At 41.3% G+C, this 26,369-nt stretch carries 28 protein-coding genes; 22 read left to right on the forward strand and 6 right to left on the reverse strand.

The annotated features are described in order from the left end of the window. The first annotated feature begins 2 nt into the window (after positions 1-2). From pduB to OMU_RS18935, 19 genes are all read left to right on the forward strand, one after another. Complete coding sequence (gene pduB, locus OMU_RS18845; RefSeq protein WP_016181455.1) at positions 3-812, forward strand: propanediol utilization microcompartment protein PduB; 810 nt, start codon at positions 3-5, stop codon at positions 810-812. Between the two features lie 19 nt (positions 813-831). Next, positions 832-2,493 carry a propanediol/glycerol family dehydratase large subunit gene (locus OMU_RS18850; protein WP_016181456.1) on the forward strand — a complete coding sequence of 554 codons (1,662 nt, stop codon included), beginning with the start codon at positions 832-834 and terminating at the stop codon, positions 2,491-2,493. 12 nt (positions 2,494-2,505) lie between these two features. Next, a complete protein-coding gene (locus OMU_RS18855; RefSeq protein ID WP_016181457.1) occupies positions 2,506-3,174 on the forward strand; it encodes a propanediol/glycerol family dehydratase medium subunit in 669 nt (222 codons plus the stop codon). A gap of 13 nt (positions 3,175-3,187) precedes the next feature. Beyond that, positions 3,188-3,700: a diol dehydratase small subunit gene (locus OMU_RS18860; RefSeq protein WP_016181458.1), complete on the forward strand. Its 513-nt coding sequence runs from the start codon at positions 3,188-3,190 to the stop codon at positions 3,698-3,700. A 38-nt stretch (positions 3,701-3,738) separates the two neighbouring features. Continuing rightward, the gene (locus OMU_RS18865; protein ID WP_016181459.1) at positions 3,739-5,574 is read left to right on the forward strand and encodes a diol dehydratase reactivase subunit alpha; all 1,836 of its coding nucleotides are present in this window, start codon (positions 3,739-3,741) and stop codon (positions 5,572-5,574) included. Beyond that, the gene (locus OMU_RS18870; protein WP_016181460.1) at positions 5,564-5,941 is read left to right on the forward strand and encodes a glycerol dehydratase reactivase beta/small subunit family protein; all 378 of its coding nucleotides are present in this window, start codon (positions 5,564-5,566) and stop codon (positions 5,939-5,941) included. The genes OMU_RS18865 and OMU_RS18870 overlap by 11 nt, the downstream gene beginning before the upstream one ends. Continuing rightward, positions 5,938-6,501, forward strand: a complete 564-nt coding sequence (locus OMU_RS23975) for a BMC domain-containing protein (protein ID WP_016181461.1) — start codon at positions 5,938-5,940, stop codon at positions 6,499-6,501. Before OMU_RS18870 ends, OMU_RS23975 begins: the two co-directional genes overlap by 4 nt. A 130-nt stretch (positions 6,502-6,631) precedes the next feature. Further along, entirely contained in the window at positions 6,632-6,916 is a 285-nt protein-coding gene (locus OMU_RS18880; RefSeq protein WP_016181462.1) for a BMC domain-containing protein, read from the forward strand. Then, a complete protein-coding gene (locus OMU_RS18885) occupies positions 6,909-7,541 on the forward strand; it encodes a phosphate propanoyltransferase (RefSeq protein ID WP_016181463.1) in 633 nt (210 codons plus the stop codon). Before OMU_RS18880 ends, OMU_RS18885 begins: the two co-directional genes overlap by 8 nt. A gap of 15 nt (positions 7,542-7,556) precedes the next feature. Continuing rightward, the gene (eutJ, locus tag OMU_RS18890; protein ID WP_016181464.1) at positions 7,557-8,396 is read left to right on the forward strand and encodes an ethanolamine utilization protein EutJ; all 840 of its coding nucleotides are present in this window, start codon (positions 7,557-7,559) and stop codon (positions 8,394-8,396) included. Positions 8,397-8,463: 67 nt separating this feature from the next. After that, positions 8,464-9,000 carry a PduM family microcompartment protein gene (pduM, locus tag OMU_RS18895; protein WP_016181465.1) on the forward strand — a complete coding sequence of 179 codons (537 nt, stop codon included), beginning with the start codon at positions 8,464-8,466 and terminating at the stop codon, positions 8,998-9,000. Then, positions 8,951-9,214, forward strand: coding sequence for a EutN/CcmL family microcompartment protein (locus OMU_RS18900; protein ID WP_016181466.1), 264 nt, complete (start codon positions 8,951-8,953; stop codon positions 9,212-9,214). The genes pduM and OMU_RS18900 overlap by 50 nt, the downstream gene beginning before the upstream one ends. Before the next feature lie 17 nt (positions 9,215-9,231). Then, a complete protein-coding gene (locus tag OMU_RS18905) occupies positions 9,232-10,224 on the forward strand; it encodes a cob(I)yrinic acid a,c-diamide adenosyltransferase (protein WP_016181467.1) in 993 nt (330 codons plus the stop codon). 1 nt (position 10,225) lies between these two features. Further along, the gene (locus OMU_RS18910; protein ID WP_016181468.1) at positions 10,226-11,611 is read left to right on the forward strand and encodes an aldehyde dehydrogenase family protein; all 1,386 of its coding nucleotides are present in this window, start codon (positions 10,226-10,228) and stop codon (positions 11,609-11,611) included. A 14-nt stretch (positions 11,612-11,625) separates the two neighbouring features. Next, on the forward strand, positions 11,626-12,744 hold the full coding sequence (locus OMU_RS18915) for a 1-propanol dehydrogenase PduQ (protein WP_016181469.1): 1,119 nt from the start codon (positions 11,626-11,628) through the stop codon (positions 12,742-12,744). A 117-nt stretch (positions 12,745-12,861) separates the two neighbouring features. Next, positions 12,862-13,578 (forward strand): MIP/aquaporin family protein, encoded by a 717-nt coding sequence (locus OMU_RS18920; protein WP_016181470.1) that lies wholly within the window; start codon positions 12,862-12,864, stop codon positions 13,576-13,578. Between the two features lie 77 nt (positions 13,579-13,655). After that, positions 13,656-14,840: an acetate/propionate family kinase gene (locus OMU_RS18925; RefSeq protein WP_016181471.1), complete on the forward strand. Its 1,185-nt coding sequence runs from the start codon at positions 13,656-13,658 to the stop codon at positions 14,838-14,840. Between the two features lie 181 nt (positions 14,841-15,021). Continuing rightward, positions 15,022-15,852, forward strand: coding sequence for an AraC family transcriptional regulator (locus OMU_RS18930; protein ID WP_016181472.1), 831 nt, complete (start codon positions 15,022-15,024; stop codon positions 15,850-15,852). A 160-nt stretch (positions 15,853-16,012) separates the two neighbouring features. Then, the gene (locus OMU_RS18935) at positions 16,013-16,594 is read left to right on the forward strand and encodes a DUF1062 domain-containing protein (RefSeq protein WP_172702133.1); all 582 of its coding nucleotides are present in this window, start codon (positions 16,013-16,015) and stop codon (positions 16,592-16,594) included. Positions 16,595-16,788: 194 nt separating this feature from the next. Here the strand turns inward: OMU_RS18935 and OMU_RS18945 are convergent, their stop codons facing one another. The 5 genes from OMU_RS18945 to OMU_RS18965 all read right to left on the reverse strand — a co-directional run bounded on the left by OMU_RS18945 (position 16,789) and on the right by OMU_RS18965 (position 21,272). Further along, a complete protein-coding gene (locus OMU_RS18945; protein ID WP_016181475.1) occupies positions 16,789-17,346 on the reverse strand; it encodes a BMC domain-containing protein in 558 nt (185 codons plus the stop codon). Continuing rightward, entirely contained in the window at positions 17,346-18,692 is a 1,347-nt protein-coding gene (locus OMU_RS18950) for a 4Fe-4S dicluster domain-containing protein (protein WP_016181476.1), read from the reverse strand. Before OMU_RS18950 ends, OMU_RS18945 begins: the two co-directional genes overlap by 1 nt. 17 nt (positions 18,693-18,709) lie before the next feature. After that, a complete protein-coding gene (locus tag OMU_RS18955; protein WP_016181477.1) occupies positions 18,710-19,924 on the reverse strand; it encodes a phosphotransferase in 1,215 nt (404 codons plus the stop codon). Between the two features lie 243 nt (positions 19,925-20,167). Further along, the gene (locus OMU_RS18960; RefSeq protein ID WP_016181478.1) at positions 20,168-20,644 is read right to left on the reverse strand and encodes an MGMT family protein; all 477 of its coding nucleotides are present in this window, start codon (positions 20,642-20,644) and stop codon (positions 20,168-20,170) included. Positions 20,645-20,744: 100 nt separating this feature from the next. Continuing rightward, on the reverse strand, positions 20,745-21,272 hold the full coding sequence (locus OMU_RS18965; protein WP_016181479.1) for a CDP-alcohol phosphatidyltransferase family protein: 528 nt from the start codon (positions 21,270-21,272) through the stop codon (positions 20,745-20,747). A gap of 215 nt (positions 21,273-21,487) precedes the next feature. Here OMU_RS18965 and OMU_RS18970 point away from each other — a divergent pair, with 215 nt between their 5' ends. Then, positions 21,488-22,054 carry an NAD(P)H-dependent oxidoreductase gene (locus OMU_RS18970; protein WP_016181480.1) on the forward strand — a complete coding sequence of 189 codons (567 nt, stop codon included), beginning with the start codon at positions 21,488-21,490 and terminating at the stop codon, positions 22,052-22,054. Positions 22,055-22,098: 44 nt separating this feature from the next. Here OMU_RS18970 and mgrA read toward each other — a convergent pair whose 3' ends face one another. Then, complete coding sequence (mgrA, locus tag OMU_RS18975) at positions 22,099-23,100, reverse strand: L-glyceraldehyde 3-phosphate reductase (protein ID WP_016181481.1); 1,002 nt, start codon at positions 23,098-23,100, stop codon at positions 22,099-22,101. Between the two features lie 288 nt (positions 23,101-23,388). Between mgrA and OMU_RS18980 the strand changes: the two genes are divergently transcribed. Together OMU_RS18980 and proS are read left to right on the forward strand one after the other, a co-directional pair. Then, entirely contained in the window at positions 23,389-24,240 is an 852-nt protein-coding gene (locus tag OMU_RS18980; RefSeq protein WP_016181482.1) for a DUF368 domain-containing protein, read from the forward strand. Between the two features lie 319 nt (positions 24,241-24,559). Next, a complete protein-coding gene (gene proS / locus OMU_RS18985) occupies positions 24,560-25,999 on the forward strand; it encodes a proline--tRNA ligase (protein ID WP_016181483.1) in 1,440 nt (479 codons plus the stop codon). Positions 26,000-26,369 lie beyond the last annotated feature (370 nt).

The following is a 26,369-nucleotide window of genomic DNA, read 5'->3' on the forward strand; positions in this document are numbered from 1 at the left end:
TGATGGCAAACACTGATCAAAAGATCGAAGAGATCATGAAACGCGTGCTCGCAAAAATGGAAACAGGAAATGAGATGAAAAACACTAACGGAGGAGATCGAAAAATGATTGAAAAGCAATGTGCGTTAACTGAATTTGTAGGAGCAACAGAGTTTGGAGATACAATTGGGTTAGTAATTGCTAACGTCGATTCATCTTTATTAGAAACAATGAAATTAGAGAAAAAATATCGTTCAATCGGAATTGTTGGTGCTCGTACTGGTGCCGGACCTCATATTATGGCTGCTGATGAAGCAGTGAAAGCGACAAATACAGAAGTAATCCTAATTGAAATGCCTCGAGATACAAAAGGCGGAGCTGGTCATGGATCGATCGTGATCTTCGGTGGCGACGATGTATCGGATGTGAAGCGTGCGGTAGAAGTTACGTTGAAAGAAGTTGATACCCGCACATTTGGTGATGTATATGGAAACGAAGCTGGTCATATCGAGTGTCAATATACGGCACGTGCTAGTTACGCATGCAATAAAGTATTTGGCGCTCCAGTTGGAAAAGCATTTGGTATTTTAGTGGGTGCACCTGCCGCAATTGGTGTTGTTATGGCTGATACGGCGTTAAAATCTGCAAATGTTGACGTAGTTTCTTACGCAACACCGCAAAATGGACAAAGCTTCTCAAATGAGGTAACGATGACAATTACAGGCGATTCTGGTGCTGTACGTCAAGCAATTATTTCAGCACGCGACATCGGTTGCCAATTATTGGGAACAATGGGAAGTACGCCTAAAAATGATCAACCATCATACATTTAAGAGTGGGAGTGAAAAATAGATGAAATCAAAACGATTTGAAGAACTAGAAAAAAGACCGGTCAATCAAGATGGTTTCGTAGATGAATGGGTAGAAGAAGGTTTAATTGCAATGCAAAGCCCGAACGACCCTAAGCCAAGTATCAAGATCGTCAATGGTGAAGTTGTTGAGCTTGACGGAAAAGACAAAGCGGATTTTGACTTGATCGATTCTTACATTGCGCAATATGGAATCGATTTGACTCGTGCGGAAGAAGTAATGACTATTCCTTCTAAAGAGTTAGCGAATAAAATCGTCGATCCAAACATTTCTCGTGAAGAAATCGTTCAATTAACCACAGCAGCTACACCTGGGAAATTGAATGAAGTTGTCGGCTATATGAATGTTGTTGAAATGATGATGGCGGTTCAAAAAATGCGTGCCCGTCGTCGTCCTACGACGCAATCTCACGTAACCAACGTTCGAGACAATCCAGTTCAGATTGCTGCTGATGCGGCTGAAGGGGCGTTGCGCGGATTTGATGAACAGGAAACAACCGTTGCCGTAGCTCGTTATGCACCATTTAATGCAGTGGCAATCATGGTTGGTTCACAAACTGGACGTCCAGGCGTATTAACTCAATGTTCATTAGAAGAAGCAACAGAGCTTGATTTAGGGATGCGCGGATTCACTGCTTATGCTGAAACAATCTCTGTATATGGTACAGAACAAGTATTTACCGATGGGGACGATACACCTTGGTCTAAAGGCTTCTTGGCCTCTTGTTACGCATCTCGCGGATTGAAAATGCGCTTTACTTCTGGAACAGGCTCAGAAGTACAGATGGGATATGCTGAAGGCAAATCAATGCTGTATCTTGAAACACGCTGTATTTTCTTAACAAAAGCTGCCGGAGTTCAAGGACTACAAAATGGTTCAATTAGTTGTATTGGTGTTCCAGGAGCGGTTCCTTCAGGAATTCGTGCAATTTTAGCAGAAAACTTAATTGCTATGTTGCTTGACTTAGAAGTTGCTTCAGGAAATGACCAAACCTTCTCACATTCGGATATTCGTAGAACCGCTCGTTTGCTGATGCAGTTCTTACCAGGAACAGACTTCATTTCATCTGGTTATTCTGCAACACCAAACTATGACAATATGTTTGCAGGTTCAAACTTCGATGCAGATGATTTCGATGATTACAATATCATTCAACGTGACTTGAGAGTGGATGGCGGATTACGACCAGTTAGCGAAGAAGACGTGGTTGCCGTTCGTAATAAAGCAGCAAGAGCGTTGCAGGGCTTGTTTGACAAGTTGGGCTTGCCAACGATCACGGATGAAGAAGTGGAAGCAGCAACCTATGCTCGCGGATCACAAGACATGCCGGAACGTGACATGGTTCAAGATATTAAAGCAGCGCAAGAATTATTAACGCAAGGTGCAACTGGTTTGGATCTGGTAAAAGGATTATCAGAAAGTGGCTTCGAAGATGTAGCGACCAGCTTGCTTAATCTATTGAAACAACGTGTAGCTGGAGATTTCTTACAAACTTCTTCAATATTTGATGCGGATTGGAATGTAATCTCTGCTGTCAATGACAAGAATGATTATGCTGGACCAGGAACCGGATATCGACTTGACGGTTCAGAATGGGAAAAAGTAAAAGCAATCCCTAAAGCAATCAATCCGAAAGATATTTAAGGAGGAGTAAAAATGACAGAACTAAATGAAAATCTTTTACGCTCCATCATCAAAGAAGTTCTAACTGAAATGGAAGCGAACACAGGAGATCAACCAGTTGCGTTTGAAAAACAAGCAAAGACAGAGCCTGCCGCATCATCCGATTGGTTTAAATCTGTCGGTGTTGCCCAACCAGGAAACTCTCAGGATGAAGTAGTTATTGCAGTGGCACCAGCATTTGCAGAATCACAAACAACTAATATTCTTGGTGTCCCTCACAAAGAAATTTTGAAGCAAGTAATTGCCGGAATTGAAGAAGAAGGATTGAAAGCACGGGTTGTTAAGGTATATCGTACTTCGGATGTGGCTTTTGCCGGTGTTGAAGGTGACAAATTATCTGGTTCAGGTGTTTGTGTGGCAATTCAATCAAAGGGAACGTCCATCATTCACCAAAAAGATTTGCAGCCGTTATCAAATCTAGAGCTTTTCCCACAAGCTCCGCTAATCACTTTAGAAACTTATCGGGCAATGGGGAAAAATGCTGCAAAGTATGCTAAGGGTGAATCGCCAAATCCGGTACCGATGATGAATGATCAAATGGCTCGTCCAAAATATCAAGCATTGTCAGCATTGCTTCATATTAAAGAAACGAAACACGTTGTAATCGGAAAACCAGCAGAAGAAATTTCTGTAACTTTATAGTGAGGTGACTAGAATGAATGAGCAATCTATCGAAAGTTTGGTTCGAGGAATCTTAAAAGATATGAATAACGGTGCAGGAAGTGCAGCACCTGAAACATCAGTAAGTTCTGGATCAGCAACTGTAGCTGATTATCCAATCGCAAAAAATCATCCTGATTGGATCAAAACAAAAACAGGTAAAACATTAGATGATATTACATTGGAAAATGTTTTGAATGGCTCTTTGACGCCGGATGATTTGAAAATTACCCCACGTATTTTAAAAGCACAAGGCGAAATCGCTACAAGTGCAGGGAGAAAAACGATCTCAAATAACTTTGATCGTGCGTCTGAATTGACGGCTGTTCCTGATGCTCGCGTATTGGAAATGTATAATGCGTTACGACCTTACCGTTCAAGTAAACAAGAATTGTTAGATATTGCGAACGAATTAGAAACGCAATACAGTGCAAAAATCAGTGCTGCTTATGTTCGCGAAGCAGCAGAACATTATGAAAAACGGAAAAAACTAAAAGGTGATAACTAATTTCTAGTTCGGAATTTCAGGAAGAGGAGCAATGAGTGATGAAACGTGTAATTGGGATTGACATTGGAAATTCCTCAACTGAAGTTGCTTTAGTTGAAATTGATAACCATCAACAAGTCCGATTCCTAGAATCAGCAATTGCGGAGACGACTGGAATAAAAGGAACAAAGAAAAATTTATTTGGTATCTATAAGGCGATCAATGAGGCTTGCGCTAAAAATCATTTAAAGATCGAAGAAATCGATTTGATTCGGATCAATGAGGCGACACCGGTTATTGGTGATGTAGCGATGGAAACAATCACAGAAACAATCATTACAGAATCAACCATGATCGGTCATAATCCCAAAACACCAGGTGGTTTAGGACTAGGGGTTGGGACAACACTTCGCTTTGAAGAACTTGAAAAAAGCGGCAAGCGTGACACGCCCTACATTTTGATTATTGAAAAATCCTTTGACTTTGATGATGTAGCACGTCAAATTAATCAATTTGTGGCAAGTGGCTATCTGATTACTGCTGCAATTATGCAATCTGATGACGGCGTTTTAGTGAACAATCGCTTGGATAAAAAAATACCGATTGTCGATGAAGTTTCGTATATCGATAAAGTTCCTGTCAATATGCTGGCAGCAGTTGAGGTGGCTGAGACAGGTCGGGGTGTTTCTCAATTGTCAAATCCGTATGGAATTGCCACTGTCTTTGATCTTGATTCAGAGGCAACTAAAAATATCGTCCCAGTTGCCCGGGCCTTAATCGGAAATCGTTCGGCAGTTGTCATAAAAACACCAAAAGGCGATGTCAAAGCTCGGACTATTCCTGCTGGAAAAATCGAAATTACTGGTGGAAATCGGCGAAATACTGTGGGGATTTCAGCTGGAGCTGAAAAAATCATGGAAACTGTATCAGCGTTTGAAGTGATCGATAACGTGACTGGTGAACCGGGCACGAATGTTGGCGGCATGCTGGAGAAAGTTCGTTTAACCATGGCTGAGTTAACCGATCGACCAGTGAATCAAATCTTTATTCAAGATCTGCTGGCTGTCGATACCTTTGTTCCAATTAGTGTCAAAGGCGGATTAGCTGGGGAATTTTCGATGGAGCAGGCGGTAGGGATCGCTTCAATGGTCAAATCGGATCATTTGCAGATGTCAAAAATCGCTGATGCGATCCAGCAGGATTTAGGGATCAAGGTTGAGATCGGCGGCGCGGAGGCGGAGGCAGCAATTTTAGGTGCACTAACGACACCAGGAACATCAGCTCCACTAGCCATTTTGGATTTAGGTGCCGGGTCGACCGACGCTTCTATTATTAAAAAAGATGAGAGAATCGTAGCCACTCATTTGGCTGGCGCCGGCGATATGGTAACGATGTTGATTCAATCGGAACTAGGTTTAGAGGATGTTTATCTAGCTGAGGATATCAAAAAATATCCTCTGGCAAAGGTTGAAAATATTTTCTACATTCGTCATGAGGATGGCTCCGTTCAATTCTTTGATCAACCATTAGATCCGTCCTTATTTGCTAAGGTCGTCGTGGTAACACCTGATGGTTATGTTCCGATTCCAGGCGATGATTCCATTGAAAAAATCCGCTTGGTTCGGCAGACAGCAAAAGAACGAGTCTTTGTAACGAATGCGTTACGAGCATTGCGAAGAGTTAGTCCAACGGGAAGTATTCGCGATATTCCATTTGTAGTCATTGTCGGCGGATCGGCTTTAGATTTTGAAGTACCCCAGATTGTAACCAATGCACTCTCTCATTACGGATTGGTCGCAGGTCGCGGAAACATTCGACAAATTGAGGGACCGCGAAATGCTGTGGCAACCGGATTGATTCTTTCATATTTGAGGGAGGGGTTCGATGGAGCTTGAGCTAAATGTTCGTCCTGTAGTCTTGATTTATCTTGATAATAGGTCATCGACTGAGGATATTCAATTTGTTCTCTATGGTATGGAAGAAGAAAAAATCCCTTATAGCTTAGAACAAAAGAATTTTTCAACAGCGACAGAGGCTGCTTATGTTGCGGCAAATACCTCATCGTTAAATGTTGGAATCGGCTATGTAAACAATGAAGTCGTTCTTCATTATAAAAATTTGGCACCAGAAACTCCTTATCAATCGATTCAACGAGTTGTAACTTGTCCACCATTGATTTTAAAAAACTTTGGTGGGAATGCGGCACGTTTAGTAAAGGGTGTGCCATTCAAATCAATTGATCCAATGGAGGTGAAAGCATGAAACAAGCAATTGGCTTAGTTGAAGTAACAGGCTTAGCTAGTGCAATCGAAGTATCAGATACAATGGTCAAGGTGGCGAATGTAGAACTCTTGGGTGTTGAAAAAGCGAAAGGTTTCGGTTGGATGACCGTTAAAGTGGCTGGAGATGTTGGGGCGGTTAAGGCAGCGGTTGATGCTGGTAAAGCCAAAGCGGTCCAAAATAATGTGTATCTTTCTTCACTGGTTATCCCTCGTCCAGCAAACAACTTAGAAGACTTCTTCTTTAAAAAGGAAGAGGAGAAGATTGATGTTCCTGCTGAGACGATTGAACAGCCAGAAGCAGTGATCGAGTCAGTTGAGGAAAAACCACAACCGATTGAAAAAGTGGAAATTGCAGAGACGATTAAAGAAGAACCAGTGAAAGAAGTTCCAATAGAAAAAGCTCCAATAGAAGAACCGCTTAAGAAAGATCCGGTAGAAGAGAAACTAATCAGAAAAGAACCGATCAAAGAACAACCCAAGAAGAAAAAGAATCCACCTAAAGGATCGAAAAAAGCTTCAGATTCGAAAAAGAAAAAGTAATTACAGACGTTAATGTGATATCTGTCCAACGATGCACAGATTTACAGAAGAAGATGAAATCATTTATCGTAAATGATAAAAAGTTTTCACTAGTTTAGTTGGATGATAGACGAATTTAGGAGGAATAGACATGAATGATGCATTAGGAATGATCGAAACAAAAGGCCTAGTTGGTGCTGTTGAAGCAGCCGATGCTATGGTTAAGGCAGCGAATGTAACATTAGTAGGAACAGAGAAAATCGGTTCTGGCTTAGTTACTGTGATGGTTCGCGGAGATGTTGGAGCAGTTAAAGCAGCAGTAGATGCTGGCTGTGCAGCTGCAGAAAAGGTTGGGGAAGTGGTTTCCGTTCACGTAATCCCAAGACCGCATCGCGATGTCGATGACATTTTAGTACCTAAGGTAGGCAATGAATAATTACAGCATTGAGGAAATTAGAAAAATTGTTCGTGAAGTGTTATTGGAGATGCAAGCAGAAACATTTCCAATTGGCATCTCTAACCGACACATACATTTAACGGAAGAACACTTTACTATTCTATTTCCTAATGAAACACTCGAGCCTTTGAAGCCTTTGAAACAGCCGGGGGAATTTGCCGCAAAGCAAACCGTGACTTTGGTTGGGCCGAAGGGGGAAATTCGGAAAGTTCGAATTTTGGGACCATTGAGAAAACGATCGCAGGTTGAAATTTCTAAAACAGATGCACGAAATTTAGGAGTTCAACCACCAATTCGCTTATCAGGAAATTTGGATGATGCGGTTGAAATCACGTTGCGCAGTGAGGCGGCAGAAGTAACTATTCCAGCGGCAATCGTGGCAAAACGCCACATTCATTTGAATGATCAGGATATGGAACGAATGGGCTTAAAGCAGGGCCAAGTGGTTTCAGTCGAAATTTTTGAAGGATCGCGAAAAACGATTTTCAATGATGTTGAATTGCGGCCAGGAAAGAATTTTGTTTTAGAAATGCACGTAGATACAGATGAAGCAAATGCTGCAGATATTCAGCCAAATACACGAGGACGGATTATTAAAGAATAATCCAAAGGAGGAAGTATGGAATCAATCGAAAAAGCCAATCAATTATTAACCTCTTTTCATGAACTTGTGAATACGAAGCAAGCGCAGGAGTTTGATCCTGAAGATGGCTATAAAGTTGGGATCGATTTGGGTACTTCCTCTATTGTGTTGGTTGTTTTAGATGGGAAGAATCGACCAGTTTTTGGAGCCTTCGAATATGCAGACGTTATTCGCGATGGATTAGTCGTTGATTACCAAAAGTCTGTTCAAATCGTCAATCGTTTGCGGGAACAAGCCGAGGAAACACTAGGTTTTGCCTTGAAAGCAGCATCGGGGGCGATTCCGCCGGGAACGGTTGGGAACAATAAGCGGGTGGTGGCTAATGTCATCGAAAGTGCGAATATGTTAGCTGATCAGCTAGTTGATGAACCAACAGCGGCGGCATTAGTTTTAAATGTCGATGAAGGAGCTGTGGTAGATGTTGGCGGCGGAACAACGGGCATTAGTATTTTTGAAAATGGACAGCCGATCATTGTAGAAGACGAGCCCACTGGGGGAACGCACATGACCTTAGTGATTGCTGGTAATAATCGAATTTCGATCGAAGAGGCAGAGAAGATTAAACGTGATCCTGCTCGTGACCGAGAGAACTTCATTATTTGCCGTCCAGTTATTCAGCGTATGGCGAACATTACCGCAAATGTTTTACGAAAACATCCAACGGAACCTATCTATGTAGTCGGCGGCGCTTCTTACCTATCTGAATTTGAAAAGGAATTTTCAAATTATTTAAATCAAACAGTATTTAAACCGAAATATCCTCAATTTGTAACACCAATTGGAATTGCGATGTCTTCTTCGCCAATCGTTGATTGAGCAAGAAGCGGTAGCAGTATCCAATTGAACAGAAACGATATCTGCACTAAGAATTGGGAGTAAGAATATGGACGAGTTAGTTGAGCGTATTATTTCAATCATTAATCAGCGAGAACACAATACCTTATTTCTTTCTTGTCGTACCCCTTCCCAGATAAATCAAGGAATTAAAGGCTTTTTATACAATAAGCAGATTCATTTGAGTGAAGTAGATGTCCTATTTCTAGAGCGGTTCATAAAAAAAGACAGTGACGATCCTTTAGTGAGGTGGCTGTATCAAAGCTATAACTATGATTGTCACCTGACGTTTGAACTGGCTTTTTCAAACACGGATTTGATTCCAAATGAATTATTCAACGAATGCAGTGTGACATTGCTTAACAATCAAGGCAAACAATATTTTCAATTTCCCAAAAAAGTGATTACCTACCAACAAGTAGCGATGCTGACGCAGGAGGATATTCTGCTTTTGGCATCCAATCAACTCATTACAGATTTGGCGAGGGAGCGATTGCAGGAAAAGAAAGTCATTGTTGTAGAAAGGAGTTCACCCTATGCTGATGGCAAAAGTAGTTGGAAGTGTAGTTTCGACCCAAAAAGATGAAACATTGGTTGGAAAGAAATTGATGATTATTCAACCGATTAACGCTGAGCGACAGGATATTCGTTTCCAACAGGTGGCGGCGGATACAGTAGGGGCTGGCATTGGCGATTACGTCTTATTGACCAGCGGATCTTCTGCCAGAAAACTGTTTTCGACTCCTTCAGATGCTGTTGATTATGCAATCGTTGGAATTATTGACACGTTTGATTTTTAGGGAGCTGAGGAAAGTATATGGCGATTTATACAAAAACGGGAGATAAAGGAACAACAAGCCTTTTTGATGGAACACGAGTAGAAAAATCAGATTTGCGCGTGGATACTTACGGAACGTTTGATGAATGCTGTGCTCAAGTCAGTGTCGCTCAGAAATTGGCGAAGGATTCAGAAACAATTGAACACTTAGAATGGGTTCAGCATAAACTATTCCAATTAAACGCAGAAATTGCAACAAAACAAGACATGGCAAAGCTGGAAGCGAAAAGTACGTTGGTTGGAGAAAATGACATCCACCAAATGGAAGCGTGGATCGATCAGTATACTAAGCGTTTACCAGAATTGCATAGTTTTATTTTACCGGGCCAAACACTGTCAGCTGCTCAGTTACATGTTGCTCGAGCTGTTTGTCGGCGGGGCGAACGATTGCTGACGGAGCTGTCCAAGTCTGTTGATATCCGGGAAGAGGTACGAAAATTTGTTAATCGCCTATCTGATTGCCTGTATATCTTTGCTCGTATGGAAGATCAATGTGAGACTGAAAAACAGCTGATTAATGAGATCCTGCGTCGTTACCTTGAACAAAGTGGATCACAAATAGAAGCGAGTAATTTAGATAAAAATTATGCGATCTTTCAAGCCTGCGAAGCACAAGCATTAAAATTGGGCGTCCCAGTATCAATGGCGTTAGTCGATAAGGCAGGACACCTGTTCAGCTTTTATCGAATGGCTGGTGCGTTGCTGGTTAGCGAAAATTTAGCACAGAAAAAAGCCTACTCAGCTGTTGCGATGAAGACCGACACGCACAAGCTAAGTGAACTGGTTCAGCCAGCAGCGGATCTTTATCAGCTGGAAGCATTGACTGACGGACAAATCGTCACGTTTGGCGGTGGATATGTAATCAGAGATGCAGCAGGTGAAGTGATTGGCGGCTTAGGAATCAGCGGCGGTGCGGTCGTGGAAGATATGGCGATTGCTCAAAAAGGTTTAGAGAAGTTGAAGGAGATTTGACATGCGTGAAGAAGAAATAAAAGAAGTCATCAAAAAAATTCTTCAGGAAGCTCAAGCAACAACATCTCCTATGAAGGAATTTGGTGTTTTTGAGACAGTTGAAGAAGCGATTCATGCGGCAAAATTTGCCCAAGAATGTTATGAGAATCAAACCCTAGAAACAAGAAGAAAAGTGATCGAGGCAATTCGCAATGGCATGCGGCCATACGTTGAAAAAATTGCTCGCGATACATTAGAAGAAACTGGAATGGGGCGATACGAGGATAAGGTCCAAAAGCTGCAGTTAGCGATCAATAAAACTCCAGGTGTGGAAGATCTGCGAACGGAAGCATTAACTGGTGATAACGGGATGACCCTGTACGAGTTATCTCCTTACGGTGTTGTTGGAGCTGTGACCCCTAGTACGAATCCAGCCGAAACCCTAATCTGTAACGCAATCGGTATGTTAGCGGCAGGAAATGCGATCTATTTTAGTGTCCATCCAGGGGCCAAAAGGGTTTCTCGCTGGGTCGTTAGCAAAATGAATGAGCTGATTTATGAGGCTTGTGGGATTCAAAATCTAATTGTGACGATTACTGAACCTTCGATCGAAGCTGCAAAAGAAATGATGGAGCATCCGGATGTACCGTTGCTGGCGATTACAGGTGGACCAGGTGTAGTACGGCAAGCGATGAGAAGTGGAAAGAAAGTCATTGCAGCAGGTGAAGGAAATCCACCATCGCTAGTTGACGAGACAGCAAATATCGAAAAAGCTGCAAAGGACATTGTTATTGGTGCATCGTTTGACAATAATATTTTGTGTACGGCTGAAAAGAGTGTGGTTGTTGTGGACCAGGTAGCGGATTATTTAATTCTACAGATGGAGAAAAATGGTGCCTATCTAGTTCAAGATGAAGCGGTCATTCAAAAAATGATAGATATGACTATCATGGAGAATGGAGCCCCTAGCCGGAAATTTATCGGAAAAGATGCTAACTATATTTTAGCTGAAGCCGGGATCAAAGTAGATTTTGACGTTCGGGTCATCATTTTGCGGGCGGATAAAATTCATCCGTTTGTAGTGAAGGAAATGCTGATGCCGATTTTGCCAGTCGTTACCGTCAGCGATTTTGACGAAGGATTAACGACTGCACTGCAAATTGAGAATCGACGCCATCATACAGCGACAATGCATTCTCAAAATGTCGGTCGGATGAATATTGCAGCGAAGAAATTTCAAACATCGATTTTTGTTAAGAATGGTTCATCGTTTGCCGGTTTAGGCTTTGGCGGTGAAGGTCCAACGACCTTTACGATCGCAACGCCGACTGGAGAATGTACCACCTCCGCTCGTGATTTTGCTCGTAAACGACGTTGTGTGTTAACTGATGGATTCTCAATACGATAAAGGAGGCGTTCTTTTTGAAAAAATGGTCAATGAAACCAGAAATTTATTCTGGCTTTGCCAGTCTGGAACGATTGCAGCAATTTGAAAAAGAAAACCTCTGCTTTGTCTGTGATCCTTATTTAGCCGAATCTGACAGCTTAAAACGAATTTTAGGTTATGTAAAACGAACCAATACGGTCGAGATTTATTCTGATATTATACCGGATCCTCCGATTGAAACGGTAGTAGATGGAATCGAAAAAATGACAAAACACAAGCCAACTGTGGTTATCGCAGTTGGCGGGGGATCGGCGATTGATACAGCAAAAGCGATGCTTTTCTTCTACAAACGAACGACTGGCAATAAAGTGAAGCGATTTGTGGCTATCCCCACCACAAGCGGAACTGGATCGGAAGTAACCAGTGCTTCGGTAATCACCGATACACAAAACAAAATAAAATATCCGATTTTTCATGAAGCGATCATTCCTCACGAGGCGATTTTGGATGCAAGTTTGGTTATGTCTAGCCCGCCATCAGTTACGGCTTTTAGCGGACTAGATGTGTTAACACATGCACTTGAGTCATTAGCTTCAGTAAATCGAACCAATTACACAAACGCGTTAGCTGAAAAAGCGACGGAATTAGTTTTCCAGTTTTTGCCGACATGTGTGAATCAAGGAATGGAGCTGGATGCACGGATTCAAATGCATGAAGCCTCGACTTTGGCTGGTTTGGCTTTTGATGCTGCGGGTTTGGGTGTCTGTCACGCGATCGCTCATCAAGTAGGAGCGAATTTCAAGGTTCCTCATGGATTAGCCAATTCGATGCTGCTGCCTTACGTGATTCAAGCAAACAGCAAGGATAAAGAAACCAGAAAAAATTATGCAAGAATTTCTCGTAAGCTTGGTATATGTCCGCCGAGTTTGCCGGACCATTTAGCAGTTTCAAATCTTGCTCAGGCTGTTCAACAATTAGCGATCGAATGTAAAGCACCGATTAAGCTGAATAGTTTTGGAATCCAGGAAGAAGCTGCATTATCTGCTGAGGATGTTATCGCAAATAATGCATTAAATGACACGACATTTAAAACGAATCCGATTCAGTTTTCAGCGGAAGAAATCAAAGATATTTATCGAAATATCATAAAATAATCATTATTACTGACAATAATTTATCACTTTGTAAGGGAGAAAACCGTTATAATGAAGATGAGTAAATTGTCGGGTGTCAGTTGCGAAAGTCAGAAAAAAGAATAAGGAGGTCTCATTATGAATAGTCCTGTATTTGGTGAATTTTTTGGTACGGTTGTTCTGATTCTTTTTGGTTCAGGTGTTGGGTGTTCTGTCAATTTGAAAGGTACTTTGGCAAAGGGCGTCGGAGCTAGTTGGTTATACATTGCAATGGGCTGGGGTGTTGCGGTTATGCTGGGTGTTTTAGCTAGTGGACATTTCGGTTCTCCAGGTCACTTGAATCCGGCAGTAACGATTGGATTTGCTGTTGCTGGTTCCTTTGAGTGGGGGCAAGTTGCACCATTCATTTTGGCTCAGGTTGCTGGTGCTTTTGTCGGGGCATTGATTGCAGCGATCCACTTCTGGCCGCATTTTCAAAATACAACGGTTGAAGAAGGGAACAGCGTTGGGATTTTTGCTACTGGACCAGCAATTCCAAACACAGCATTAAACTTAGTTAGTGAAATCATTGCTACTTGTTTCTTCGTATTAGCGATTCAATTAATGCCAGCTGATATTCCTCCTGGTTTACAACCATTGATGCTTGTCTTCGTCTTAATCGGAATTGGTCTATCACTAGGATCGACCACTGGTTATGCCATCAACCCTTGTCGTGACTTTGGTCCGCGGTTGATGTATGCGTTGATGCCGATTCCGAATAAGGGTGATGCCAATTGGGGATACGCATGGATTCCGATCGTGGGTCCAATCATTGGTGCATGTATTGCGACCTTGTTAGTGAAAGGTATAGGATAAATTATAAAAAAGGATTCAAATGAATTCGTCTGATACTCAATGAGTAGCGGACGATTTCATTATTAAGGGGGGAAATTATGGCAAGTAAAATTATGTCGATCAATGCCGGTAGTTCCTCATTGAAGTTTCAAGTATTCGAAATGCCTGAGGAAACATTGTTAGTCAAAGGCTTATTTGAACGAATCGGATTAGAAGAGGAAATGGGTTTTTCTTATTCATTGAAGGACGCAAAAGTAAAAACGACTATTAAAGGAAAAACCCATGAAGAGGCAATAGAGTTTCTGTTGCATTTTTTACTGGAAAGAAATGTTTTAACCAGTTTGCAGGAGCTTGCTGGCGTAGGGCACCGTGTGGCTCATGGCGGAGAAGATTTCAAGAAATCTAGCTTGGTGGATCGGGACGCATTACAAAAAATCAAGGTGCTAGGGAAATTAGCTCCTTTGCATAACCCTGTGAATGTGGTCGGTATCGAGGCATTGCAAAAGGATTTGCCTGATTGTCCGCAAGTCGCTGTTTTTGATACCTCCTTTCATCAGACGATGGAGGCTAAAAATTATATCTATCCATTGCCTTATCGATTCTATGAAGAGGATAGCGTCCGACGCTACGGCTTCCATGGAACTAGTCATCAATTTGTGGCGTCTGAAGCAGCTAATTGTCTTGAAAAACCATTAGAGTCATTGAAGATTATTTCCTGCCATTTAGGAAACGGAGCAAGTATTTGTGGAATCAAGGACGGAAAATCGGTCATTACCTCAATGGGCTTTACGCCTTTGGCAGGTTTAATGATGGGCACGAGATGCGGTGACATCGACCCTTCGATTATTCCATTTTTGCAAAATGAGAAAAATCTTTCTGCTAATGATATGGATAAGCTAATGAATGCGGAATCAGGCTTCAAGGGCATCACAGGCTTTAGCAGTGATACGCGAGATATCATTACTGAGGCAGAAAAAGGAAATGACAGAGCAAAGCTTGCGCTGGATATGTTTGCTAGTCGTGTGAAGCAAACGATTGGTGCTTATGCGGCAGAGCTTGACGGTGTGGATGTCTTGATTTTCACTGCTGGAATTGGCGAGAATTCTTCCGTCATTCGAGAAATGGTTTGTGAGAATTTAACCTTCTTAGGAATTGAGCTGGACCCACAGATGAACCAGAAAAATAACAGAAGAATCAGTACTGAGACCTCTAAGGTAGAAGTGCTAGTAGTTGAAACAAATGAAGAATTAATGATCGTCAGAGATACGTATCATTTGATTTAATTGATTACTTTTACAGAAAACGACCTCCTATTCTAAAAGAATCGGGAGGTTGTTTCTTTGGATTGAAGCAGACAGAAAGTTATTGGTAATCAAACGCGTGGGAAATCAAAAAACGACTTTTTAGAAGAAAGCATTGAATGGTAGAATAAAAGCGATAACGAAAGAGAACGGAGGGGAATGATTGGATAAAAAAGCCCTTGTAAATAAAAGCATCGACTATATTTTAGCTCATTTAGAAGAACCGATCTCAATCGAGGATGTCGCAAACCAGCTATCTTTTTCAAAGTATTATTTTTGTCGTATGTTCAAAGAGGAGACTGGCGAAGGTGTTTATTCTTTTATCAAACGTCTAAAAGTCGAACAAAGTGCAATTGATCTAAAACTTCAAAAGGATAAGCGAATTACTGACATCGGATTGGATTACGGGTATAGTGCGTCTAATTACAGCTCCCTATTCAAAGAACATTATCAGCTTTCACCAAATGACTATCGAAAATCATTGGAAGCGTCGACGATTTCAAATCCTTTCTATCCTCAGAAGCAAGAAGTTTTGGACACCTTTGAAGATTATCAGAAGAAGGTTGAATTAAAAGAATTAAATGATTTATATGTGATTTATGAGAGAATGCTGGGCAATTATGCGGAATTGAAAAGTAGCTGGTCGGCGTTGGTCGAAGAGAATGCCTATTATGATGACACGACTGTGATGATCGAAAAATTCTATAATGATCCAGCCGTTGCGATCGATGGTCACAGTATTTGTGATCTATGCTTTACGCTTAATGAGGAAATCAAAGAGAAAAACACTATGGTGATAACCGGCGGCACGTATGCGATTTATCCATATAAAGGTCAGATAGAAGACATTTTCCGAGTGATGCAGGGTTTTTTTAGGATCTGGCTTCCTGAAAGCAGCTATCAGATGCGTGAAAAATATGGGTTGACGATTTATCGTAAAATTGATTGGGAAAATGATTATGTACAGTTGGACATGTGTATTCCGGTTGAATAGAGCAAGAATTCAGAAGTCAACAAGAAGATTCTTTTCTACAATAGGATTATCTAAAACAGATAATTTATTGTAGAGGAGAATCTTTTTTTGAAAAAGGAGTGAGAGTATGGAAATGGTGATTCCACCTTATACTGGGCGATAACTATTTTGCCCAGAGAGGATGAGTGAAGTGCGAAAGGTAACTTGGACAGTGGCATGCTTAAAGACGCCCACAATCATTCGGCATTGCAAGAAATGCAATGAGGATACTGAATTTTCCTGTTCGGAAAGGTTTCGGATCAATGCTCAAGGGAAATATTTGGATGTTTGGTTAATCTATAATTGTAAAAAATGTAAGACTAGCTGGAATTCAACCATTCTATCGAGAATTCATACGAATAAGCTAGACTCTGATTTGTTGGCTCTTTTTCAAGAGAATGATTCCGGACTTTCAAAAAAATACGGGACTGATAAAACCACCTTAAAGAAAAATGGTGTAGTGATTCGAACGATTGACTACGAGGTGTTGGGGGATCTATTTGAACTAGACGAGGAAGTCGTTGTAACAATTCAATCGGATTATCCATTGGACATCAAGCTCTTCAAGATTTTGAAAGAAAAATTGAACTTATCAAACAATGAGCTGAAGCAGCTAATTTCGAAAGGGAAGATTATTGGCTTATCTAATGAATGTTTCAAAGAGAAGCTGCGGAGTCGACAGACGATTCTATTTAATCTTAAAAAGGAGTCAATCAATGCCTAAGATGAAATCCCATCGTGGACTGAAAAAGCGAGTGAAATTAACGGGGAATGGAAAAAATAAAAAAGGGAAAAGTCGCTCGGCTTATATAGATAAGGCAAATTTGCCCGCTGTTAAAAAAAGATTACTAAGCTAGATGAACACAATATAAAACTCTGCGAAAAAATCATCGAATGATTCTCGCAGAGTTTTTCTTTCTATTGTAGCAAACTGTCGATCAGTTCTGGACGCGGATTGGATAAGACGATTTTATTAATGAGCATCGCTTGATCTTGTGCACCATTTGCTCCAGCCTCGACAGCAGCTTTGACCGCGGCAACATCTCCTGTAAGTACAACGAAAGATTTTCCAGCAATTCCTGTCCCAAGTTGAATCGCTAAGAGCTCAACGTCGGCGGCTTTTACAGCAAAATCAGCGGCGATGATTGAGCCTGTTGCTGAATAGTATTCCAAAACACCGACTGCATGAACTTTTTCTGGAACTTGAGCCATATTGATGGCATGAATCACTGCCGGATTAATACGAGGAATTAACAGCTCTCCAACGACATAGCGCCCTCCCAGTTCAACACCAACTTCCATAGAGCGTTCAATCGCTGCCACCTGTCCGCAGATCATAATATAGTATTTTCCAGGACAACTCGCTCGGGCCATAATCAAGGTGGCATCTGCGGCTTTTAGCATGTAGTCAACGACTTCGATTCCTTTCGCGATACTGTTTAATTCCAAAAAGCCAATCGTATCCATTATTTTCATTAGTTGTCCCTTCTTTCAATAGTAATACTAGCGCTAACAGCTGTAACAATGCCATCAATGCTGGCATGAATATCTGCACCTAAAGCTTTTTCTGGCTTTCTGCCGATCAGCTCTCCTGCTCTGACTCGATCCCCGATCTGTAAGACTGGTTCGCAAGGAGCCCCTATGTGCATTCTTAGGGGAATTCTAACCTGTTTCGGTTCATATTTCTGAAGCTTTTCGATAGTAAAATCAGCATACTGCTTAAGCCCATCCTTCAATAAGATTTTCACTGGCGGAACCAGCTGATAGTCTCGCATAGGTGAAGGCGTGAGTGGCCGTTCATCTTTCTTATAACGGATACCTTTTTCCGCTAAACGTTGTTTGACATACTTATTTACTTGCCTTGGTAAAAGTCCCATTGGACAGGCAATTGTTTCGCAAATTCCACATTCGCAGCAAAGCAGCGCTTCTTTCCATATTGGATCATCATCGATATCATCTGGGACATCAGTGATCGTCAAATGCCGCATCACACGGTGAGGATGGATCGGATGACCAATTTGATAACGAGGACAAAGCTCCGTACATAAGCGACATTGAATACAAGAAGAACGTGCTTTATTGATCATTTGTGGAATTTCTTTTTCATGGAGTTCATAAATGAAATCACGTTTTTCCATAATAATGATTCCAGAAGTTGTTTTCGTGACGACTTGTTGAGAGAAATCCTCTTTTACTCCGGTTTTCCCCATCATCGGGCCGCCGTTAATAAACATGAAATCATTTAGTGTGGTGCCGCCGGCTAAAGCTAGGCATTCATCGAAAGAAGTACCAATGGGAACTTCCAAAATTTTCGGCTCTCTGACAGCACCAGTGATGGTGAGCAGTTTATGAGTGACGTTTTTTCCCTGTCGTGCTTGATAGATATTCAGCATGGTGGCGATGTTTGAGATAACACAGCCGACCTCAATGGGAATTCCACCAGGTGGAACTGTTCGCCCAGTGACCTCATAGACCATAATCTGTTCATCGCCAGCTGGATAAAAGTTCTTCATTTTGAAGATCGTGACAGGAACCCCTAATTCTTGAATGGCTTTTTCAAGGGCGGCGATTTCTTTCGTATAGTAGGCCTTAGTCGCTATTACGATATGTTGCGCCTCCAGCATTTCACCGACTGCTGCGATGGCCTCAACACATTCCTTAGCATAGTTGTTCATTACATAATGGTCGGTTTTAAGTAGCGGTTCGCACTCCGCTGCGTTGATAATGAAATATTCCGTTTTGGTGTTGTACTTAACAGCAGTCGGAAAGCCCGCACCGCCGCAACCGACAATCCCAGCCGCAGTGATTTGATCCAATAGCATATTCGTTCCTCATTTCTTTAGACTAAAATAAGAGCGTTTTCATTTGTTACGAGTAATTGCGTTAAAAAATTGTTTCGGGTGGTACGGATCAGCTGGCAGGCTTTCTCAGGTGTGGTTAGCAGCTGTCTGTTTTTCAACAGTTTCTGTGCCAGCATCATAGAGAGTCCCTTGGCTAAAAAGCTTTCTTGTGGATTGATTAAACTGTCAAAATCAGGGAATTCTCCTAAATTTGCGATTCGATTGATGTTAGCCATTGCCAGATAACCAAGTGAGTCTTGAAGAATCTCTAAAAACCGTTCCTGTTGATCACTTTTGATATGATCAGAAAAATAAGTGAAGTATGTTTGGTACGTATCCTTGATTACCTGCAGCAAATCCGAACACATGGATTCATTACCTCTAATAGTGAATGCCGAATATTGTGATAGGATATTTGCCAAGAAGTACCCAATATCATACGAAAAGGGGCCCGTCATGGTGTATTCCATATCAATCACCTTAAAGGATGTTTGTGAAACAAAAATATTAGAAGAATGAAAATCACCGTGGATCAAGCATTCATCCTTACTAGATACGCGTTCAATCAATTCTTCCCAATCCCGCTTAACTGCGGCATCCTGCAAAATAGTGTCCAAGATGTCTAATAGTCCTTCTTGATGGGAAGTCAACGCTTGATTCGTTCTAACCGGCGGCTTCAAAATAAAATCGGTAATGATCTTTCGCATGTCAGCATTTTTAAAATAGCTTGCTAAGGCTTGCCAATGCTCTTCAGACAACCGCAGCTTAGAGGTTGCTACATGCGTTCTAGCAAGGTATTCTCCGACTTGTTTTCCTAACCGTGGCAGCTGTTCTCCTCGACAAAGGGCGAAACGCAGAACGGTCAGGTAAGAAAGATCCTCCATAATAAATAAATGTGCCGCTGGGTCCGCATAGTAGGTTTCTGGAACCATCTGAGGAGCTAAACCTGCCCGCAATTGATAAGTCATATATTCCAAATAATTCCGCTTAGGGTCAATTGGAGCAAGGGAGATACCGCTGGAAATCGTCTTTTTTGAATGTTTGGCAATGTATTTTTTATTTCCCTGTTTTAGAACATAGAGATAATTTAAATAGCCATCAACGTATTTGTCTTTTTCGTTGGAAAGAACGGACACGATGAGGGGACTAGTTTGATCAAAAAGTTTGGTTCGCTGAAGCAAATAATCGGCAAGAGTGTGCTCACTAATCTCCATCGTTTTCCTCCTGTTCGAGCAATCGTTAATCTCGGAATTTCATGCGTTGCCAACATGTCAGTGGTATTCGCAGAAATCCTATCCTATCAATAATTTTATCGAATCTTATAGTGAAAATATATAATAAAAATATGCACACTAAAGGCTTTCCCCAAAAAGCCCTTGAGCGCTTGGATCAGAGGGAATCGTTGAAAAAAGTGAGCAAAAAAATGCAATAAAAAACCGTTCTCGAAACGAAAACGGTTAGAGTACATACATAGATTCTTCAAAATCCTCCACGTAATAACGGAAATTTTTTCTTCCTCGGCGAACGATTTTGTGCCCTTCAGCTTCAAGTTTTTCGATCTGGGCCTCCACGCCGCCAGGGAATTTCGGGTTGATTTCTCCTTTGGCCTTCAGTGTTCGCCAGTAAGGTGTGGGATCATCGTCACGCTGCTCGCTAGCCCATGCTGCGATAGAGATGAAGGCACCGGCTGTGATGGGTTCGGTAAAGTCGCCATCATTTTGTTTTGCCAGATGCTCTCTGATGGCACTTGTTGTGATAATTTTGCCAAAAGGAATTTGTTTCATGATGGCATCGTAATCCAATGGTGGGGCAAAGTACATTTTTGTTCCACCATAGCGTTTGATCGTGGCTTCATCGGTTACGATCTGCATTTTCGGCATTCCTTTATCTTCGTTTAGCATGGCATTAAAATCCTTTTGATCCTCATTTGCCATGAGATTCGCCTCCTAACTTCTTTATGAATAAGGTAGTCATTACGCGCGCAATTCCTACCTCTAGTGTACCGAGTTTAAAATGGCCCTGCAATGAGACAGTTTATTTTTTTTGAAAAAAAGTTGCGACGTTTTTATCTAATGTCTGAGTAGTTGAGACAATGATCAATTCTTCGACTGAGGATAAAAGAGCGCAGGTCAAAAGAATGACACCAAAGGGCTTGATTGCAACGATTAATAATACAATCGGCGATAAAAAGAGCAATAGACCGGTCAACTTATTTAAGTAAGTATGCAGACTTGTGAACTGATGAAAACGAAAATAGCCGATCACATAGGAAATACAGCGAATGAGCGCTACTGTTAACGCGCCCCAAAGAAGAAAAGCTGGAAGCGTGATTGTCAGTACAACCTTTGCGATGACGACGAGAAAGAAAAGTAGATCTGCCAAACTGTCTAAAAACGTACCAAAGGGGCTTGTCCAGTTCATTTTGCGGGCTAACCAACCGTCAAGCATATCCGTCAGTCCAGCAAAAAAATAAAGTGGAAAGAACCATTTATTTGGTACAAAGAGAATCAGCAGCGAGGCGAGGATTCGTAAACAGGTAATAATGTTTGGAATGAATTTCATATAGGACTCCTTCTTAAATACAAGCATAAAAAAATAATTTCTATTATTTCGTCTTTACTAACCCTACTGAAGGTAGTGGATGAACAAATAAAGTAGGATCTTTTCAGAAATATAACTTAACTTTATCATGATCTTAGCTAGTTTGAAATCAAACTGAAATCAGAATGCAATGATTTTGTGCTATTTTTGATAAAAAGGGTAAAGAGGAGTGCGAAATGACAACAACATTGATTATTGATCATCCCTGGAAGGAAAGCTTTAATCATGCTGTCTTGAATAAGCTGATCACTGGGTTGGAGCAAGATCAGAAAATCTATCAGGTGATTGATTTAAATAAGGACGGCTTTGATCCAGTCATGAAGAAAGAAGAGTTGGCAGTTTATCAAAGCGGTTCGGTTTTAGATCCATTGGTTTTGCATTATATGAGTTTATTGAAGGTGACCACTCAGCTGGTTTTGATCTTTCCGATTTGGTGGTATAGCTCACCCGCAAGTTTAAAGGGCTTTCTTGATAAGGTGCTGTTAAATGAATTCGCTTTTTTTGATGGTGGAAATGGGATTCAGCCGCTTTTGTCGATTGATTCGGTGGTTGTTTTTACCACCTCTGACCAACCAACAGCCAGCTTGGAGCAACGGTGTACCCGCAGTTATAAGCATCAGCTGACGACGACGCTAGAAGATATCGGCATGCGCAATATTTCCTGGTACCATCTAGGAGCTGTTAAAAATACTACTGAGGAAGAACGAATCGAATATTTAGATTCGGTTTACGAGAAATTATAAAGAAACTTCGAAGCTCTCTATGTCAGAAAAGCCTCGAAGTTTTTTTATTTTTTAGTTAGTTTGGCTAATATAGCGTCAATTTGAGTCAGTTCTTCTTTACTAAAGGCTAAATGATCTAGGGCTTTCAGGTTGTCTTCTAATTGACTGACGCGTGACGCACCAATCAAGACACTCGTAACGGTGGGCTGACGCAAGTTCCAGGCTAATGCCATTTCTGCCAATGTCTGCCCGCGTTTTTCAGCAATGTCATTTAGTTGTTTAACCACCTCTATGGTAGATTGAACGTTGTCTTCTGTTAAGAAAGGACTATCTGAACGATGCGCGCGGGAATCTTCGGGAATACCGTGTAAATAGCGATTTGTCAACAGGCCTTGCGCCAAGGGACTGAAGGTGATCGTACCTATTCCTTCCTCTGCTAAAACATCGGTCAATCCATCTTCGATCCAACGGTCGAACATATTGTATCGTGGTTGATGAATGATAAAAGGTGTTCTTAGTTCTTGGAAAATCTTGCTGATTTCAGCTGTTTGTTCCGCGGAATAATTTGAAACCCCAACGTATAAGGTTTTCCCCTGACGAACTAGCTGATCTAATGCCAGCGCGGTTTCTTCTAAAGGCGTGTCAGGATCTGGTCGGTGAGAATAGAAAATGTCTACATAATCAAGTCCCATACGCTTCAAGCTCTGCTCACAGCTGGCGATGATGGACTTTCGGGAACCCCATTCACCATAAGGTCCCGGCCACATATAATAGCCGGCTTTTGAAGAGATGATTAGCTCATCACGATATGGAAACATGTCTTCCTTCAAGATTCGTCCGAAATTGATTTCTGCCGAACCTGCAGGTGGCCCATAATTATTTGCTAAATCGAAGTGAGTAATTCCATGATCGAAGGCGGCTCGAACAATGGCCCGCTGATTGTCCAAAGTGTCAACATCGCCAAAATTATGCCACAAGCCTAAAGAAATCGCGGGAAGTTTCAAACCGGATTTTCCTAAACGTCGATAATCCATTTTCTCATAGCGTTGTTCATTTGCTAAATACATAATTGACCTCCTAAGAAACAAATTTTCACGTTCTTTAAAACGCTTACTTCTGATTATCCGCTTTTTTCAACGATTGTAAAGAAAGAGAGCTGATTATAAGTGAGACAGAAAAAAATTTTTTATAAAAGTGATGGTCTTTTTATGATTTATTAGGTGATTATAAGAAATTCATCAAATTCTCAAAAGTTTCTTTAAGTTTTCCCTCGAACTCCCTGAGTTGGTCTTGCGCCAGTTTCTTTTTATCGTTACACTGGCTAAGATATAAAAGAAAGATGAGGATTATTTTTTATGGAAAACGAAAAAGTTACACAGCCGAATAAAAGCGACTGGTTTTTACGCTTCATCAAAGGGATGTTCATCGGCTCTGGATTTATTTTACCGGGTGTCAGCGGCGGGGCGTTGGCAGCAGTATTTGGTATTTATGAACGAATTATTTCTTTTTTAGCCCATATTACTAAGAACTTTAAAGAAAATGTTTTGTTCTTTATTCCTGTTGGGCTGGGCGGATTAGCCGGAGTTTTCGTGTTATCCTTTGCTGTCAGCTTTTTACTTGGCGAATTTGAAACGATCATGCTATGGTTCTTCGTTGGCTGTATTATTGGAACGGTTCCTGCGTTATGGAAAGAAGCGGGAAAAAAAGGTCGAGATACCAAAGATTATATAATTATCGTCGTTAGTTTTGTGGTTGGTTTCTTATTCTTGTGGAAGGGCTCCAGCTTGTTTGGAACTGTGGATCAAAACTTCTTTACTTGGATGATCGCGGGGGCATTGATTGGATTAGGTTTGATCGTTCCGGGACTAAGCCCTTCAAATTTTTTGGTTTATATGGGTATGTATAAAGCGATGGCTGATGGCTTTAAAACGGTGGATATGGGTGTAATTATACCGATTGGAATCGGTGGATTGGTTACGGTTTTGAGCTTATCTAAAGTAATGGACTGGGTGTTCAGCCATTTTTATGCACCGATGTATCATTTTATTTTAGGAATTGTTTTTGCTTCGACCGTTATGATTGTGCCGACTGATTATAGCGGAATCGGCATCCTTGGATTCCTTGGTTGCGCGGTTTTATGTGTTTTAGGCGCCGCTTTAGGATGGTGGATGAGCCGACTGGAAGAACGTTACGTTCCAGAAGATTAGAAAAAAATTTGAATTTAGGGCTTGCATTTTTGATGAGAAGTCTTTAATATGGTGTTAAGCATTTGGAATAGTAATAAATTTTATCGGCAGCAGAGAGTTGATTCACCGTCTGAAAGATCAACACGCCCTCTGGAATTTATGAACCTACCAAAGTTGATTGCTGTGAAAGCAGCACGCGACTCTAGCGTTATTGGAGCTGAAAGTTGGGTCAACAAGTTTTGACCAAGCAAGGTGGTACCGCGAAATTATCCGTTTCGTCCTTACAATTATGTAGGGATGGAACGGTTTTTTTATTTTTATTTTCTAGGAGGATGCATGAATGACAAACTTACAAAAAGAAGATTTTTCTAAATGGTATTTACAAACAATTCAAAAAGCTGACTTGATGGATTATTCACCTGTTCGTGGCTGTATCATCTTTAAAGCTGATGGTTGGGAATTATGGGAACATATTCAAGAGGACTTTAATAAATACCTAAAAACCCAAGATATTCGTAATGTTTATTTCCCAATGCTGATTCCTAAACATTTCTTGGAAAAAGAAGAAGAGCACGTAGAAGGCTTCGCCCCTGAGTTGCCTTGGTTAACAAAAGTAGGCGATGAAGAATTGGAAGAACCATACGCGTTACGTCCGACATCTGAAACCTTGATCGGAGATGCATTCTCCAATTGGATTAATTCTTACCGTGATCTTCCTTACGAAATCAATCAATGGGCAAATGTCTTCCGCTGGGAGAAAAAGACCATGCCATTCTTGCGTACATCAGAATTCTTATGGCAAGAAGGACATACGGCTCATGAATCAGAAGAAAATGCACGTGAGCGTACAATGGGTGTGTTAGAAGCCTACGCAACCTTGATCGAAAATACGTTAGCAATTCCTGTTTACCGTGGACAAAAAACACCATCTGAACGTTTTGCTGGTGCTGTAGACACTTATTCTGTAGAGGCAATGATGCGTGACGGGAAAGCCGTCCAAGCAGGAACGTCTCATTACCTTGGTCAAAACTTTGCGGAAGCCTTTGATATTAAATTTTTAAACCGCAACAATGAGCACGAATTCGTGTATACAACTTCTTGGGGGATTTCGACACGTTTGATTGGATCATTGATTATGGTTCACGGTGACGAACAAGGATTAGTATTACCACCAAAGGTTGCACCAACACAAGTTATTTTAGTACCAGTTGGACCTTGGCAAAAGAACCCAGAAATCTTAGAGCGCTTGAAGGAATTAAAAGTAGCCTTAGCAGCAAAAGGTTTACGTGTTCGTATTGATACTACGGATAATACACCAGGCTACAAATTCAACGAGTGGGAATTGAAGGGTGCAGCATTACGTGTCGAATTTGGCCCACGTGATCTAGAAAATAATCAAGCAGTTATCAAAATGCGTGACTTAGATGATAAGGAATCCGTTTCATTAGACGGTATTGAAGATTATATTGTAGAACAATTAGATGTCATGCAAGAACGTTTATTCGAAAGTGCGCAAAAACGTTACACCGAAAACGAGCACACTGACATCGACACATTAGATGAATTGAAGGCCCATATCGAAAAATCAAAAGAAGCTGGCGAAGTTCCAGGCTTTGTCTTGATCGGATGGGACGGTACCGAAGAAACAGAAGCTAAGATCAAAGAAGAAACTGGCTTCACGACGCGAAATATTCCATTTAACCCGCCTGTTGAAAAAACAGTCGACATCGTTAGTGGAAAACCTGCGAAGCATACCGTTTGGATTGCTCGCGCATACTAATTTGAGGAAGTCCGCAACAGAATCACTTTTTATATAAAATGAGTTTTTGCAATTACTGTTAAATCAATCAGCCACCAGTAAGCAGGACGGTCGGGAATTTGGTTTCCCAAAAAGGTTGATCTGTGCGGTTATATTCTTAGAGCCTGAGGCGATCAAAGACATTTGATCGGCTCAGGCTTGTTTTTGCGAGTTCTGCTTTTCGCAGTGTTTTCAAAGAGAAAACTACATAAATGTTTTGGGAATAGTTAAATAGAAAGGTTTAGCAGAATCGTATGCGTACGAAGATAAAGTATTTTTTCCGCTTTTTGGAAAAATGGCTTCTTTACTTGTGAGCTAGCTGTCAGTCTAACTTTTCGCAGTCGCTCAATGT

The sequence above is a fragment of the Enterococcus avium ATCC 14025 genome, assembly GCF_000406965.1.
In the GTDB taxonomy this organism is placed as follows: Bacteria; Bacillota; Bacilli; order Lactobacillales; family Enterococcaceae; genus Enterococcus_A; species Enterococcus_A avium.